At 49.6% G+C, this 13,559-nt stretch carries 18 protein-coding genes and 1 pseudogene; 7 read left to right on the forward strand and 12 right to left on the reverse strand.

Features of this window, described 5'->3' with window-relative positions; genetic code table 11:
• Positions 1-182: hypothetical protein (locus tag N7387_RS02370; RefSeq protein WP_279796541.1), on the reverse strand; the 182-nt coding region annotated here is incomplete at its 3' end.
• A gap of 96 nt (positions 183-278) precedes the next feature.
• Here N7387_RS02370 and N7387_RS02375 point away from each other — a divergent pair.
• A pseudogene (locus N7387_RS02375) lies at positions 279-887 on the forward strand (IS3 family transposase); the annotation flags it as partial.
• Between the two features lie 233 nt (positions 888-1,120).
• Here the strand turns inward: N7387_RS02375 and N7387_RS02380 are convergent.
• Together N7387_RS02380 and N7387_RS02385 are read right to left on the reverse strand one after the other, a co-directional pair.
• On the reverse strand, positions 1,121-1,618 hold the full coding sequence (locus N7387_RS02380; protein WP_279796544.1) for a hypothetical protein: 498 nt from the start codon (positions 1,616-1,618) through the stop codon (positions 1,121-1,123).
• 94 nt (positions 1,619-1,712) lie between these two features.
• Positions 1,713-3,017 carry a uracil/xanthine transporter gene (locus tag N7387_RS02385; protein WP_262861275.1) on the reverse strand — a complete coding sequence of 435 codons (1,305 nt, stop codon included), beginning with the start codon at positions 3,015-3,017 and terminating at the stop codon, positions 1,713-1,715.
• A 108-nt stretch (positions 3,018-3,125) separates the two neighbouring features.
• On the opposite strand from N7387_RS02385, the gene ghrB reads away from it, so the two are divergent.
• Entirely contained in the window at positions 3,126-4,103 is a 978-nt protein-coding gene (gene ghrB, locus N7387_RS02390) for a glyoxylate/hydroxypyruvate reductase GhrB (RefSeq protein ID WP_279796807.1), read from the forward strand.
• 203 nt (positions 4,104-4,306) lie between these two features.
• The gene (locus tag N7387_RS02395) at positions 4,307-4,714 is read left to right on the forward strand and encodes a hypothetical protein (RefSeq protein WP_262861274.1); all 408 of its coding nucleotides are present in this window, start codon (positions 4,307-4,309) and stop codon (positions 4,712-4,714) included.
• Positions 4,715-4,742: 28 nt separating this feature from the next.
• On the opposite strand, the gene N7387_RS02400 is transcribed toward N7387_RS02395, so the two are convergent.
• Both N7387_RS02400 and N7387_RS02405 read right to left on the reverse strand, forming a co-directional pair.
• Complete coding sequence (locus N7387_RS02400; protein ID WP_279796546.1) at positions 4,743-5,615, reverse strand: GNAT family N-acetyltransferase; 873 nt, start codon at positions 5,613-5,615, stop codon at positions 4,743-4,745.
• 113 nt (positions 5,616-5,728) lie between these two features.
• Positions 5,729-6,676, reverse strand: coding sequence for a cation diffusion facilitator family transporter (locus tag N7387_RS02405; protein ID WP_262861272.1), 948 nt, complete (start codon positions 6,674-6,676; stop codon positions 5,729-5,731).
• A gap of 447 nt (positions 6,677-7,123) precedes the next feature.
• Here N7387_RS02405 and N7387_RS02410 point away from each other — a divergent pair, with 447 nt between their 5' ends.
• Complete coding sequence (locus N7387_RS02410; RefSeq protein ID WP_045138057.1) at positions 7,124-7,561, forward strand: universal stress protein; 438 nt, start codon at positions 7,124-7,126, stop codon at positions 7,559-7,561.
• Positions 7,562-7,606: 45 nt separating this feature from the next.
• On the opposite strand, the gene psiE is transcribed toward N7387_RS02410, so the two are convergent.
• Both psiE and eco read right to left on the reverse strand, forming a co-directional pair.
• Positions 7,607-8,011 (reverse strand): phosphate-starvation-inducible protein PsiE, encoded by a 405-nt coding sequence (psiE, locus tag N7387_RS02415; protein ID WP_186724502.1) that lies wholly within the window; start codon positions 8,009-8,011, stop codon positions 7,607-7,609.
• 129 nt (positions 8,012-8,140) lie between these two features.
• Positions 8,141-8,665 carry a serine protease inhibitor ecotin gene (eco, locus tag N7387_RS02420; RefSeq protein WP_262861271.1) on the reverse strand — a complete coding sequence of 175 codons (525 nt, stop codon included), beginning with the start codon at positions 8,663-8,665 and terminating at the stop codon, positions 8,141-8,143.
• A gap of 324 nt (positions 8,666-8,989) precedes the next feature.
• Here eco and N7387_RS02425 point away from each other — a divergent pair, with 324 nt between their 5' ends.
• A complete protein-coding gene (locus N7387_RS02425; RefSeq protein WP_024474907.1) occupies positions 8,990-9,202 on the forward strand; it encodes a DUF465 domain-containing protein in 213 nt (70 codons plus the stop codon).
• 145 nt (positions 9,203-9,347) lie between these two features.
• Positions 9,348-9,596: a YecH family metal-binding protein gene (locus tag N7387_RS02430; protein ID WP_262883424.1), complete on the forward strand. Its 249-nt coding sequence runs from the start codon at positions 9,348-9,350 to the stop codon at positions 9,594-9,596.
• A 75-nt stretch (positions 9,597-9,671) separates the two neighbouring features.
• Here N7387_RS02430 and N7387_RS02435 read toward each other — a convergent pair whose 3' ends face one another.
• Entirely contained in the window at positions 9,672-9,923 is a 252-nt protein-coding gene (locus N7387_RS02435; protein ID WP_025152850.1) for a DinI family protein, read from the reverse strand.
• A 119-nt stretch (positions 9,924-10,042) separates the two neighbouring features.
• On the opposite strand from N7387_RS02435, the gene N7387_RS02440 reads away from it, so the two are divergent.
• Complete coding sequence (locus tag N7387_RS02440) at positions 10,043-10,399, forward strand: nitrous oxide-stimulated promoter family protein (RefSeq protein ID WP_262883423.1); 357 nt, start codon at positions 10,043-10,045, stop codon at positions 10,397-10,399.
• On the opposite strand, the gene N7387_RS02445 is transcribed toward N7387_RS02440, so the two are convergent.
• From N7387_RS02445 to N7387_RS02460, 4 genes are all read right to left on the reverse strand, one after another.
• The gene (locus N7387_RS02445; RefSeq protein WP_262864009.1) at positions 10,390-10,965 is read right to left on the reverse strand and encodes a GNAT family N-acetyltransferase; all 576 of its coding nucleotides are present in this window, start codon (positions 10,963-10,965) and stop codon (positions 10,390-10,392) included. The genes N7387_RS02440 and N7387_RS02445 overlap by 10 nt on opposite strands.
• Before the next feature lie 46 nt (positions 10,966-11,011).
• A complete protein-coding gene (locus N7387_RS02450) occupies positions 11,012-11,737 on the reverse strand; it encodes a polymer-forming cytoskeletal protein (protein WP_262862236.1) in 726 nt (241 codons plus the stop codon).
• 420 nt (positions 11,738-12,157) lie between these two features.
• Positions 12,158-12,781: an ATP-binding cassette domain-containing protein gene (locus N7387_RS02455; protein ID WP_279796560.1), complete on the reverse strand. Its 624-nt coding sequence runs from the start codon at positions 12,779-12,781 to the stop codon at positions 12,158-12,160.
• A complete protein-coding gene (locus N7387_RS02460; RefSeq protein WP_029990853.1) occupies positions 12,768-13,556 on the reverse strand; it encodes an ABC transporter permease in 789 nt (262 codons plus the stop codon). The genes N7387_RS02455 and N7387_RS02460 overlap by 14 nt, the downstream gene beginning before the upstream one ends.
• Positions 13,557-13,559: the final 3 nt, after the last annotated feature.

The following is a 13,559-nucleotide window of genomic DNA, read 5'->3' on the forward strand; positions in this document are numbered from 1 at the left end:
CAGTCACCAATGGAAACTAAATTATTATTAGAAAATGTCCTTAGGCATTTATCCTTCCCGGCATCTTGCTTGTATTTGTTTATAATGTTTGAATAACCGACACTTTCCGCAGATATTGCATTGTTTGTAATTATTATCGAGCTAGCTATTGAGCCCATAATCACCATCTTTTTTAAACTCATTTCATGCTCCTTTTCATATAAATTTACTTAGAAATAAAAGTGTAGCTCCGCACTCAATTTTTTCACTGTAGTGTCGTGGCTTAATAAACTTGGCCACCTGAACAATTCTCGATAATCAGGAAACTCAGAGCGCATTATCCTGCAGCCACGCTTTGCCATGTGTTCGGGGTTCACCGCCGGGCTTACCTTGCTGTGGTACTCGATCTGTTTGCGCGGAAACCCGTGGGGTGGGCAATGTCGTTCTCTCCGGACAGCAGGCTGACCACCAAAGCACTGGAAATGGCATGGGAAAGACGCGGTAAGCCATCCGGGATTATGTTCCACAGTGATCAGGGTAGTCACTATACAAGCAGGCAGTTCAGGCAGTTACTGTGGCGATACCGGATCAGGCAAAGTATGAGCAGGCGCGGAAACTGCCAGGATAACAGTCCGATGGAGCGCTTCTTCAGGAACCTGAAAAACGAGTGGGTGCCGGTGACCGGCTACATCAGCTTCAGTGAAGCTGCTCATGCAATAACGGGTTATATCGTCGGGTATTACAGCGAACTCAGACCGCACGAATATAACGGTGGAAATCTGGTTGCGCTGCAACAAATATTAGGCCATGCCAATATTAATCAGACAATGGCATACGCGCATTTTTCACCTGATTATTTGCAGTTGGCTGTTTTGTTTAATCCATTGAAAGGTGATATCTCAATTTAGCAATTATAAGCCGATGAAGTGTCCACACTCAGGTAACTTTTGGCGGTTCACAGTTGTTTAACGAATTTCAATTGACTGATTTTTAAAGTTTAATTGTATTTTTTGTTATTACACAATTGCCATTTATATACTGAAAAGCCACCGGACGGTGGCTTTTTACATTTATGAACTGCTGACTTTATGTAACAGGGTGATGACCGGAATCACCGGCGTCATAATCCACCTTAATGCAATCAACGCGGTGGCTGTAACTCGATAGGTACCACATCTGATGTTTTAATCAGGTTAATAAAATCAATCCCCTGCGGACTGAAAATAAACAACGCATAGCCGGTGGCCATCTTAATATCATCGTTGCGGGCAATCCCCGGGAAGCCCGGCATCGGGCCGCCCTTTTCAACCTGCTTAATCAGCCCCACCTGGTCAATCATCACACTGCATGCCAGCTGACCGTTCATCTCTTTTTTATCCATCCGCACCATATCGCCCTGATACGGACGTGAGGTAAAATGATCAACACCGTTTTTGTCCTTCACGCCCACACCATACTGATTGGTGGATTTATCCAGCAGCGTCAGGGCAATACTCTGTGACTCCCCCTGCAGCGGTAACTGATAAACACCGGTGAAATCCGGGCAGTTTTCCTGCGTCTGCGCCGGTGGCAGAGGCGCGGCACAACCGCTGAGCAAAATCGGGAGCAGTGCGGTTGCCAGCCAGAGTTTGTGCGTCATAAATATCCTTTTGTCAGTGCATTTTCCGGAGCCGGAACAGACACAAAGTCTATCACAGTTTCCCGCGCATCCGGAAAAATGCCGCAGAATTGCCCTACTTTACCTTATCCCAGCGCACCAGACTTTCTGACAACACCGCCAGCAGGATCGCCACCAGCATGCCGTTCCCCAGCATCGGACGCAGCAGCACCGGCAGGTCACTGATAAACACCGCTGGCGGATTGATCAGAAAAATACCCACAAACAACGGAATTGCCAGCCGGTAAATATTGCGCGCATTCAGGGAAATTTTATCCACGAAGGCCAGTGAGGAAAACATCAGCGGCAGATAGGTCGCCAGCATCACGGCACTGCCGATGGCGAGTGGTAACCCGCTGAAGAAAAGTGTCACCGGTGGAATAAGTCCCATCAGCAGAAACAGCACACTGCCGACCACCAGGGATGTCCGGCTGCTGTCATTGGTCTGGGTGATTAATCCCACTGAGGAGACAAACGGCGCAAACGGCACCACGGCCAGCGGCGCGGTCAGCAGCGTCACCGAACCGGTGACAATAAAGCTGCGCCGGAACAGGACACTGTTTTCCTGCAATTTATCCATGTAAAACACATCCGTCGAACGGATAGCGCCGAAGGTATTACTGATATTCAGCAACCCGGTCAGGATACAGGTGATAATCACGCCCCAGCGGAATTCAAACCCGTCAGTGCTGCCGAGCGGCAGAAATTCCCATGATGCGGATGCCACGTCCCGTCCCGGCGGGGAAAACAGCAGTACGTAAGCTCCCCAGCCCAGCAACACGCCAATCAGCAGCGCATATTTGGCCACCGATACCGGGGCATACACAATCACGCCCAGCACCAGGATCAGCGTTGCCAGCGCGAGGAAAAAGACCGGGTAATTCACGGTGGCATCCGGCGGCATAATACCGAACGGCAGTCCCAGCATCCCCTTCAGAAAAATAGAGACCAGCTGCGCGCCTATCATAAACATAAACACCGCCATCACCGCCGGATTAAAAATCCGAGCGATACGGGCTCCTGCGCCGGTAAAACCAATCACCAGCGTGATAAGTCCCGCACAGGCAATCCCGATAGCAAGGTTTGCGCCGGTCACGCCCGCAGAGGTGCCGAAAGAGGCTTCCGCCACGGCGATCCCCAGAATGGTGGCCCACCACAGGCCGGTCGGCCCTTCCATAATCGCACGCTGGTGACCGGTAAACACCTGCACCAGGCTGCCGAGCGCGGTGGCAATAAAACTGTATTGTGTGATGGTCAGCGTGGCGGCGTCAGAAAGATGAAACGCAGATTGCAGTGTCGGCGGGATCAGCACCGTATTGCAGAAAATAAAGAAATACCACTGAAAGCCGGACAGCCAGTGGCTTTTTTGCATTTTTATCATGGGATAACGCCTTTCGGATGCAGTGTCAGATTTATTGTTAATATAGTGATAATGATCATACTATCAAAGAGAGATTATTTTGTGAGTTTTTCACTCAGAGAGGTCATGATGAAACCATCCGTTCTTGTTTACCGCGATATTCCTGACGACATCCTCACCCGCCTGTCCGCTGAATGCAATGTTCAGCGCGTGCCGGAAATTGATCCGGACATTGACCCGCCAGTGAAACCGCTGCTGGCCGGAGCGGATGCTATCCTCGGCTCCGGCGGGAAAATTGATGCCCGTTTTCTGGCAATGGCGCCTAAATTGCGGGTGGCGTCCACCATCACCGTCGGTTATGACAATTTTGATGTCTCTGCCCTCAGTGCGCGGAATGTGGTGCTGATGCATACCCCGGATGTGCTGACCGAAACCGTTGCCGATGCCACCATGGCGCTGGTGCTGGCAACGGCACGAAAAATGATTATCAGCTCTGAACGGGTGAAACGCGGCGAGTGGACGGAAAGCATCACGCCGGACTGGTACGGCTGCGATGTTCATCATAAAACGATGGGGATCGCCGGAATGGGCCGCATCGGTGACGCGCTGGCGCGCCGGGCGCACTGCGGATTCGGCATGAAAGTGCTCTACAATGCCCGCTCCCGCCATGAAAAAACCGAAAAAGCGTATCAGGCGGAGTACCGTTCGCTCGATGCCCTGCTGGCAGAATCGGATTTTGTCTGTATCACCCTGCCGCTGACAGCGGAAACCCGCCATTTATTCGGTCGCGAACAGTTTGAGAAAATGAAACGCAGTGCCATTCTGGTCAATATCGGGCGCGGTGCCGTGATCGACGAAGTCGCACTGGCACAGGCGCTGAAAGAGAAAACGATCCTCGCCGCCGGTCTGGATGTTTTTGAACAGGAACCGCTGCCGCCGGATTCACCGCTGCTGTCGCTGGATAATGTCGTGCTGATGCCGCATATCGGCTCCGCCACCCATGAAACCCGCTATGCCATGGCGGCCTGTGCTGCGGATAATGTTCTCCGCGCCCTGAAGGGGAATGTCAGTCAGAATTGCGTCAATCCGCAGGCGCTGCAACAGTAATTATCCCGACCGCACACAGCAGATTATTTTTGCCGGATAATCTGCTGTTTCTGCTATTTCCAACCCTTTCAGATAATTATTAATTTCCATAATTATCAGATAAATACGATAGCGTCGAACGCTGATATCGTTTGATCTGTAGCACACTATTCCGGAATACGGATATTCAGGAAAAATACAGACAACGTATTGAAGGTCAGCGCATGAAAAAAATCAGATTATCACTTCTTTGTATTCCTGTTTTGCTGTTTGGCTTATTTCTGTTTTTTCATGAAACAGGGCGCATTATTTATCATGAATCCGATATTTACCGTTACTATATGTACACGGACAGCGGGATACGCAATGCCCCGCGGATCTCGGAAAACTATCAGTTTGAATATATCCCGACAGCAGGGACAATTTCTGAAATGAGCAGTGTGGTTTTTCATGATGCACGGGATTGTACCCCACTGAAAAATTACCTGAATAATGCCGGTTATTATCTTTACCGGACGCAGGATCAGGGACAGGATGAAATCTGGTTATCCGCGCGGGATAAAAAAGCACTCTATTCCCTGCACCGGGATAAACAGGGCCGGTTTATCCGCCTTTCCCGCAGTTCTTTATAAAAATACAGGAAAATGTCTGTATTTTCCGTCAAAAGGTGATGGAGCGACCGATACTGACCGGGTCACACCAGCGGGTTTTATATTCCCCCGACATCATGCCGTAAGAATAGGTCACCGGCGCAGGCAGTTCCGCTGTCAGACAGAGATTGCGCCACATCAGCATCGTGCCGATGGAATATTTGCGTAAACTCATATCGTAGCCGATGTTCAGAAAATCAATAAATGTTCCCCGCTTTGACGGTGTGGAAAGCAATAACTGAATACCCACCGCTTTACCGTCAAAAAATGCAATTTCCCCGAAAAAATGATTATAGCAATGATGAAAAAGTGCGCGGATAACCGGATTATTCTCCACCTCATGCCCGCGCCGGCCGGCATATAACCGGAAGTAGGTTTCAAATAAAAAATCCGGCGCGACCGTGCTGACACTTTCAAATGTCCCGCCATCCGCCATAAATTTACGGATCTCTTTTTTCCTCGTGGCTTTGGTTTTGGAAGAAAAAGCAGACAGATCTTTTGAAACGGCCACATGACGCCGGGAAAATAGCGAAAATGAACTGTTATAAAACTGACGGCATTCTGTACTCAGGGATTTGGTCTTAAACGGCAGAAAACATTTAACGTTTTTATTAAATGGCAGCAGGATGGAATAGCGCGGGAAATACATCCACCTCAGACTGTTTTCCGGGTTTTTATCGTCATTTGCCAGCCAGCCGTTATCTGTGCAGACCGCACCTTCAATCACACCTTTTTTTGTATAGGCGTAGAAATCCGGTTCAATGCCCTGCGCCATGGCAAACTTAATATAGTGCGGCGAGGTTTCCGCATTATAACCAAACGTCTCACAGCAGGCTTCATAATCACTGAAGCTGCATTTTTCCCATCCCCGAAATTTCATCATACCCGCAGAATTCTGATCATTAATGTCATTATGCCCGCCATTCTAATTAAACCGGGTACAGGTGCAACTAATAACAGAATCCCCGTAACGGGGATTCTGTCAGAAGATAATAATCAGGTTGTCAGCCCGGCACGAACGGACTGGGCAGGATCAATATGCGTCATCACACTCAGCACCTGCGGGTCACGGCGGATATTCATTTCCGCTGCAATGGCGATATCATGGCCTTCTTTGACCGTCAGGTTTTCATCAATTTCAATATGGACATCCACCAGCAGATAATCGCCGGACTTACGGGTTTTCAGATCATGCACCCCTTCCACTCCCGGGGTTTCCATCACAGACTGCGTGATTCTGGCAACGGTTTCTTCATCCGCACCGCGATCCATTAAATCCTGGAGGGACTGCAGGGTAAATTTCACCCCCATGCGCAGAATAAACAACCCGACCACCAGCGCGGCGATCGGATCCAGAATTTTGTACCCCAGCAGACTGCCGGTGATACCGATGGCCACCACCAGTGATGATGCCGCATCCGAACGGGCATGCCAGGCATTGGCTTCCAGCATATTGGATTTTACTTTGCGCGCCACATGCAGCATATAGCGGAACAGGCCCTCTTTCGCCAGCAGTGCCAGCAGCGCGACATACAGCGCCAGCGAGTGTACTTCGGGAATGGTTTCCGGTGACATAATCCGTGAACCGGCGGTCCACAGCATCCCGCCGCTGACCACCAGCAACAGCACGCCCAGCACCAGCGATGCCACATTCTCGTAACGGAAATGGCCGTAAGGGTGTTCCTCATCCGGCGCTTTACGGCTGCCGCGGTTAGCAATCAGCACCACAAAATCAGCGATAAGGTCAGACAGTGTATGAACCCCGTCAGCAATCAGACCCTGTGAATGCGAGAAAATCCCCGCCACTATCTGCCATGCAGACAACAGGGTATTCACCCAGACACTGACCCAGGTGCTTTTTTTCGCGGCCGCGAATTTTATCTCACGGCTGATATCCGCGCTGTTTTCGGCGGTTTCATCCGCCTGTGCAGGTATATTAGACATAATTTAATTCCACATTATTTTTGTGGTTAATACAAAGCAAATACTTGCTGTGGATCGTAATCATTATAGTTCAGCAAACGGATCAATGCCGTTCTTTCTGAACAGGAAATAAAGAATTACAATTAATAAGGTTAACGCAGAATATTAATTCAGCATCCGCAGTATGCCACAATCTTTTTTTCACGTCTCCAATTTTATGATTTTATTTGATTTTTATAACTGAGAATCATTATTCTTATCGCTTTTAAAACGTCTTCTTTCATTCGCCTTCTCTGATTGCGTTAGCATTATTTTCTTTAATTCACGCTCTCCTTTTTATTATTGTTAATAATAAAAATAAACGATAGTTATTTTCATTTCACAAATTAAATAAGCTGCCGTCATGATCACAACACACGCTGTCATTTTTTGTCATACTGACACTGATTTCAGTTAACAGGAGGCTGTATGTACAACACGATTCTGGTTCCGATTGATATTCTTGAAGATGACCTGACAGACAAAATGCTGCCCCATGTGGAGGCACTGGCGAAAATTGATCATCCGAAGATCCATTTCTTCACCGTTATCCCTAACGTGGAAATGTTCTTCGGGGTGGAATACGCCTCAATGCCGGTCAGTATGCGGGAATCCGGAGAGCGCATTGAGCTGGCGCTTGCCGCACTGAAAGAAATTATTAAAGGAATTGCTGTGCCGGAAAGTCAGTACACCCTGCACGCGGCTATCGGATCAGCCAAAAACGAAATTCTCTCTTATGCCAAAGAGATTAACGCCGACCTGATCCTGATGGGCTCTCACCGCCCGGGTGCAGCAACATTCCTGCTCGGCTCTACCGCAGCAACGATTGTCCGTCACGCCAAAACATCGGTGATGGTTATCCGCTGAACCCGTTTGTCTATTCTGCCCCGCGTCACTGCGGGGCATATTATTTCAGCTGCGTTTAAGCTTATCGGTATTTGCCAGATATAACGCCACGGTCAGCGCCAGTATTGACAAAGTATGCAGGAATGTCGCATTGGCATCTGAGTGATCGACAATAATTAAACGCACCATCGCCGTAATGCCGATATAGATAAAATAGCGCAGCGGGAAATGGTAGCCCGACGAAAAATACTTCACAATCAGGGCAATAAATTCAAAATAAAGGAAATAGGTCACGATACTGTCTAATAACAGATAGGTTGTTTTCTCCTGCGCGGAAAACAGCAGATTAATCAGCGTCAGTGTTTCCTTTCCCATAAATACAATCAGCAGCACACCTAAAATCAGCAGTGCAATATTCAGAACCCATTGCAGCGCGGTTGCTATCTGGCGGGATGGCTGAAATTCCATAATCAATAGCCTCAGTAATAGACGACAATTACGCCCGTAAACAGTATGGGTTTAAGTGTACGACGAAATGATGACAGAACCGAATAAAAAAACACGGCGGATGCCGTGTTTTATATGTCAGATAGTAACGGATTATTTTGCCGGTGCATCCAGCAGTTGGTTATCCGTGCTCCAGATACGGTATTTTACTTCCACATCTTTCGGGGCATACACCACAACCGGCAGGCGGCTGTTGTAACGGACAAAGGCTTCGTCACCCAGGTTAGCGCTGACAAACGCTTCATGTTTTTCATTATTGAGGCAGCCCATCATGGTGGACATCGGCCCGGTTAAGTCGCCGGCCTCATAATAGTCATAACCGAAACCCTCAACGGTTTTCTGTGTCAGCGTACCGCCGAACCACTGACGGTTGCAGTCCACCATCTGTTTTTTACCGACAACCAGCTCGATTTTGTACTGCCCTTCATCAGATTTCGGCTCTACGGCAATCACATGGCGAACCTGACCTGACGCAGCCTGCGGGAAATGTTTCAGCTCACTCATGCCATTGTCGGTTTTCACAATCTTCAGCGGCTCCATATCAGCGGTTTTTGCTTCTTCAGCATAAGCGCCGGCGGCGGCGAACATGGCCATAACAGGAAGGATCAATTTTTTCATCAAATAATTACCTTGTTTTATAAGTCCATTTGATTATGAAATCGTCTCATAATCTTCATGCTGACTATTAAGAACATTATAATAATCTTTAGTTCACTGCCAGAGTAAAACACAGAATATTCTTACAAACCGGCATATAATCTCAGATAAATCACCATAGGCAGTGCGTTAAACCAATAACCCGGCCGGTGTACCATCAACCCCATCAATAAATCACGATCCATTTATGCCATTCCGATCACGGATATAACGATACGACCCATGCATTCCAGCGTGTATTTGTTATACTGAAAAGGCTGTATTCCCCGTCAAACAGGAGGTTCTATGCCACTTGATCAGCAAGCCCTTATAGCACAGCTTAAAGACTCAAATCCTCGTTTTGCCGCACTGTATCTGAAGCATCATCAGTTAAATAATGAAATTGCCGAGCTTGAAGGCCCGAACGGCGCAGGCTATAACGACAATGTCGTCCGACTGAAAAAAGAAAAACTGCACGTTAAAGATGAGATGCAGCGCATTTTAGCGGAGTGTCAGTAGTTTCTCCCCCTGTCAGATAACGCCCTTTTTCGCGGGCGTTATCTTATGCCTCCTTTCCTTTCGCACCATTATCTGACCTGACGCAATCTATTGCACCTCAAAAGATGCATAATAATTACATCTTTATTATCCGACCGGAGTTATTATGTCTGAGAAAACGTCTGTCCATGGCCACGAGGTCATGAATATGATTATTGAAAGCGGGAAGCATTACACCACAGAATCACTTATCGCGGCTATTCATGCCACGTTCGGTGAAGATACCCGCTTCCATACCTGCTCAGCAGAGAATATGGATGCAAAAGCGCTGGTCAGTTTTCTGGCGGCACGCGGAAAGTTTACCGGTACTGAAGAGGGGTTCAGCACATCAGCTGAGAAAATCTGCAATCACTGAATGGCGTAAAAAAACCGCTATCTCCCCTGAAGGCACAAAAACCGGGAGATAGCGTTTCCTGTAACAGGAAGAAAATCATGAGGGTGTATTGTCATCATCCATCCAGCTGTCATCTTCCCAGATGGTCTGAATAGTATCCATCAGCGACTGTTTATCGTCAGGGGATTTCACGCCGGAGATATTAATTGTGGTCTGGCTGCTTTGCGCAATACGGAACTGCATATCCGGATATAACGGCAGGATCCGGCGTTTTAACTGGACTTCAAGGGACTGAATAAGATGCGCAGGCACTGCATTTCGTTTATCTAACAGAATTTCAATACGCATGATGTTGCTCTCCGTAAACTGTATGCATATACAGTATTTTATTTTTAAATAAAAAGAAAGCAAATTTTTAGCACGGTATTTAAATTTATGGGCTTTACTGCACGAAAGAGGAGTTTTCGATGACCGGCAAACGTATTTTACGGGAAATCAAAACCGTTACCCGTATGGTGGAACTGTATGAACAGCACCATCCGGCACCGGCAGATGCTCCGGAACATTATCGTGATCTGCTGGCCTATGCGGTGAAACGGCTGGAAAAATGCCGTTACGGTGAAGACAAACCGGCCTGTAAACAGTGCCCGGTACACTGTTATCAGCCAAAGCCACGGGAAGAGATGAAAGTGATTATGCGCTGGGCCGGGCCGCGTATGCTGTGGCATCATCCGATCCTGGCTGTCCGTCATCTTATTGATGACAAAAAACCGGTGCCGCCCCTGCCTCCCCGCCGCCGCACGCCCCGCAATAATCAGGACTGACGCGCGCGGTAATCCGCCTGTGTGATCTTATACAGCACATGTGTCTGTAACGGATGTCCCTGTTCCAGTGACGGATGCAAAAACTCGCGCTGATACTGCATCCCCGCCTTTACCATCACCCGTTCGGAAGGCAGATTCACCTTCGCGGTAAACGCGACAATCTCCGGCATATTCAGCGTCATAAAGGCATGATGCAGCACCGCATTTGCCGCTTCGGTCGCATAGCCTTTACCGTGGAAGCGTTTCGCCAGACGCCAGCCGATTTCAGTACACGGACTGAAATCAAACGGCGCGGACGGGATATTAAGACCAACAAACCCGGTAAATTCCCCGCTGCTTTTTTCTTCCGCCACCCATAACCCGAATACTTTCTGCCGTTCAAAGCGGCGGATAATTTCATCCGCCATTGCATCACTCTCTGCCGCACTCAGACAGGCCGGAAAAAAACGCATCACCTGCGGATCCGCATTCAGTGCGCGGAACGGTGCATAATCTTCCGGCGTCCAGGGACGCAGATGCAGGCGCGGGGTATCAAGGGTAAGCATATACTCCTCCGGTTCATTCATAAAATATACCGGAGGAGTATAACGGATTTACGCGGGGACAGCGCGGTTACACGCGCTTAAAGACAGACGGGACTTTTTGCGGCTCTTTGTTTTTACCGTTACCGTTCTGTGACGGGGATTCCGGAGCGGATTCCGGTGCGGATTCCGGTGATTTCTCTGCCGCAGCGTCTGCTTTTTCAGACGCTTTCCGCTCAGTCACGGCTGCCGGTTTATTATTCTCCGGGCGGGATGGTGGTGTCTGTGGCGTTGCAGCGGTTTTACCGGCCGGGGCATACGGCTCTGACTGGCCGATAAAGGTGCCGCCTTTGCGGATAGAGAAATTAGAGGCCCGGCAGACGCCGTTAAGTTCACCGTGCTCAAGAATTTCCACCTGCTCGGTTGTACAGGTGCCGGTCAGCACGCCGTCAATCAGCAGGGTTTCGGCAAAAATATCCCCTTCCACCACACCGGACTGCATAATGCTGACCGAGCCGGAACGGGCTTTGATTTGTCCCTTGATTTTACCCCAGATTTGCAGGTTACCGCTGATTTCAATATCACCGGTCATGCGGGTTTCTTTGCTGATAACCGTCGGCTGGCGGGATTCAAGCGATGCCAGCGGGCGTTGTTTCTCTTCACCACGCGCGGACAGCAACTGGGAAATTTCATTCGCCTGTGCGCTAAGTTCAGCCGTTTTTCGTTCCTCTTCTTCTCTCTCTTCTCTGGTTTTTTGCAACGGTGCCGCAACCGGCGCCGTTTCAGGGATATCTGCTTGTTTTTTCTTACCGAACATGACGTTTTTCCTTTTCCTTTCCGGGAGAATCGTAATAGCACAGATGACGGCGGCGATACCCGTTAAATAAACAGGCCACGATGCGTGTCCGGCTATCACTGCATACAGTAACAATCCCCATAAAAACCAAAGGGATGTCAGCATAATATTAAGCATGGCAGACCTTTGTGATGGTATTTTTACGTTACGGAAGATACTTTTGCATATTGTACGCAGCCGCCACTCCGGTAAAGGGCGGATTAAGAGCAGTATCAGTATGTAATCAAGGAAATAGAGAAAGCGGTGACTATAGCCGGATACACTCCGTGTACCCTGAGACAGCATCCCTTCATTACAATCCATCACCGCCCTCTCCGGTATCTACATTAACTGAAGAGGGCAGAATAAAAATATCACAATTACGTCACGATTTTATCCCTCTCAAGCCCCTGCCGTCCCCCGGATTTTTCCGCCTTCTGCTGCTAAATGGTATTGTGCCAGTGCCTCTGCCTCTTCAGGTTCATGTGTGACCAGAATCGTGGTGATCCCTTCTTCTTTCAGCAGATTAATCTGCGGCCATAACTGTCTGCGGGTCGCCCGGTCCAGCCCGGAGAACGGTTCGTCCAGCAGCAACAATGCCGGCGGTGAGATCAGTGCGCGGGCAAGTGCCACCCGCTGCTGTTCCCCTCCGGAAATCTGATGCGGAAAACGTGCCGCCAGGTGTGCGACCTGCATTTTGTCCAGCAGTGCCATCGCCTGTGATTTATCCCGCTTCAGCCCGGCGGCATACTGTGCAAGCCGCAAATTGCCCATCACTGTCAGCCACGGAAACAGCCACAGCCGCTGATTAAGATAACGGCAGGGACGTTTCCAGACCGGCAGCGGATCCAGGGGAACATCCCCGAGCCGGATAGTGCCCTGATACGGCAGATAACCGGCAATACAGTTCAGTAATGTGGTTTTTCCGCTGCCGGAAGGGCCGCAAATCGCGGTACATTGTCCGCGCGGCAATGTCAGCGTGAGATCCTGCAGGATCCCCGCACTCAGATGTTCAACGTGCAGCATGTGAAGGTTGCCTTTTCAGCCGGTGTAATGCGACCAGCAGCACAATCGCCAGTGCCATCAGGATCAGTGCGCAGCCGAGCGCGAGTGAAAAATCACCACTGGCAATATTCAGATAAATTGCCATGGGCAGGGTTTCGGTTTTAAAGCGGGTGGCACCGGCCAGCATCAGTGTGGCGCCGAACTCCCCCAGCGCCCGGGAATAGGCGAGGATCCCGCCGCTCAGCAATCCCTGCAGGCATAACGGGATTTCCGCCAGCAACAGGGTTTTTCCGGGAGTCAGCCCGAGATTCATTGCAGTACGGACATAAGCCGGATCCACTGAAGCAAACGCCCCCTGCGCTGAACGGTACAGCACCGCTGACGCGACATAGGTCTGGGCGATAATCACACCCAGCGGGGAAAACAGCCAGCGCCCCAATTGCGGAAAAATCCCGGCCAGCGGCCCCTGACTGCCCAGCAGCAGTAACAGCCCGATACCAATCACCAGCGGCGGTGTGACCAGCGGGATATCAAACAGTGCATCCGCCACCCGCCTGCCGGGGAAATCCCCCCGCACCATCACCCAGGCTGCCGGTACCGCGATCAGAAATGCCAGTACCAGTGATGTCAGTGAGGTCGCCAGTGACATCAGTACCGCAAAATGAAATTCAGGATCGGTAATCAGCTGAGTCAGCAGTGCCGGCGTTACCTGAAACAGTAACGCCAGCAGAGACCCGGTAATCAGACACAACAACAGTAACAGGGGCACCAGCGCCCATTTCATCACCGGATACATCTG

This window comes from Morganella sp. GD04133 (genome assembly GCF_029835375.1).
In the GTDB taxonomy this organism is placed as follows: Bacteria; Pseudomonadota; Gammaproteobacteria; order Enterobacterales; family Enterobacteriaceae; genus Morganella; species Morganella morganii_B.

Coding starts and splice junctions, on each gene's coding strand:
- N7387_RS02430 (WP_262883424.1), top strand. CDS start 9,348: ATGTCTGAGAAAACGTCTGTCCATGGCCACGAGGTCATGAATATGATT.
- N7387_RS02450 (WP_262862236.1), bottom strand. CDS start 11,737: ATGTTCGGTAAGAAAAAACAAGCAGATATCCCTGAAACGGCGCCGGTT.
- N7387_RS02460 (WP_029990853.1), bottom strand. CDS start 13,556: ATGTATCCGGTGATGAAATGGGCGCTGGTGCCCCTGTTACTGTTGTTG.
- N7387_RS02440 (WP_262883423.1), top strand. CDS start 10,043: ATGACCGGCAAACGTATTTTACGGGAAATCAAAACCGTTACCCGTATG.
- N7387_RS02380 (WP_279796544.1), bottom strand. CDS start 1,618: ATGACGCACAAACTCTGGCTGGCAACCGCACTGCTCCCGATTTTGCTC.
- ghrB (WP_279796807.1), top strand. CDS start 3,126: ATGAAACCATCCGTTCTTGTTTACCGCGATATTCCTGACGACATCCTC.
- N7387_RS02425 (WP_024474907.1), top strand. CDS start 8,990: ATGCCACTTGATCAGCAAGCCCTTATAGCACAGCTTAAAGACTCAAAT.
- N7387_RS02435 (WP_025152850.1), bottom strand. CDS start 9,923: ATGCGTATTGAAATTCTGTTAGATAAACGAAATGCAGTGCCTGCGCAT.
- eco (WP_262861271.1), bottom strand. CDS start 8,665: ATGAAAAAATTGATCCTTCCTGTTATGGCCATGTTCGCCGCCGCCGGC.
- N7387_RS02385 (WP_262861275.1), bottom strand. CDS start 3,017: ATGATAAAAATGCAAAAAAGCCACTGGCTGTCCGGCTTTCAGTGGTAT.
- N7387_RS02405 (WP_262861272.1), bottom strand. CDS start 6,676: ATGTCTAATATACCTGCACAGGCGGATGAAACCGCCGAAAACAGCGCG.
- N7387_RS02410 (WP_045138057.1), top strand. CDS start 7,124: ATGTACAACACGATTCTGGTTCCGATTGATATTCTTGAAGATGACCTG.
- N7387_RS02455 (WP_279796560.1), bottom strand. CDS start 12,781: ATGCTGCACGTTGAACATCTGAGTGCGGGGATCCTGCAGGATCTCACG.
- N7387_RS02400 (WP_279796546.1), bottom strand. CDS start 5,615: ATGATGAAATTTCGGGGATGGGAAAAATGCAGCTTCAGTGATTATGAA.
- N7387_RS02445 (WP_262864009.1), bottom strand. CDS start 10,965: ATGAATGAACCGGAGGAGTATATGCTTACCCTTGATACCCCGCGCCTG.
- N7387_RS02395 (WP_262861274.1), top strand. CDS start 4,307: ATGAAAAAAATCAGATTATCACTTCTTTGTATTCCTGTTTTGCTGTTT.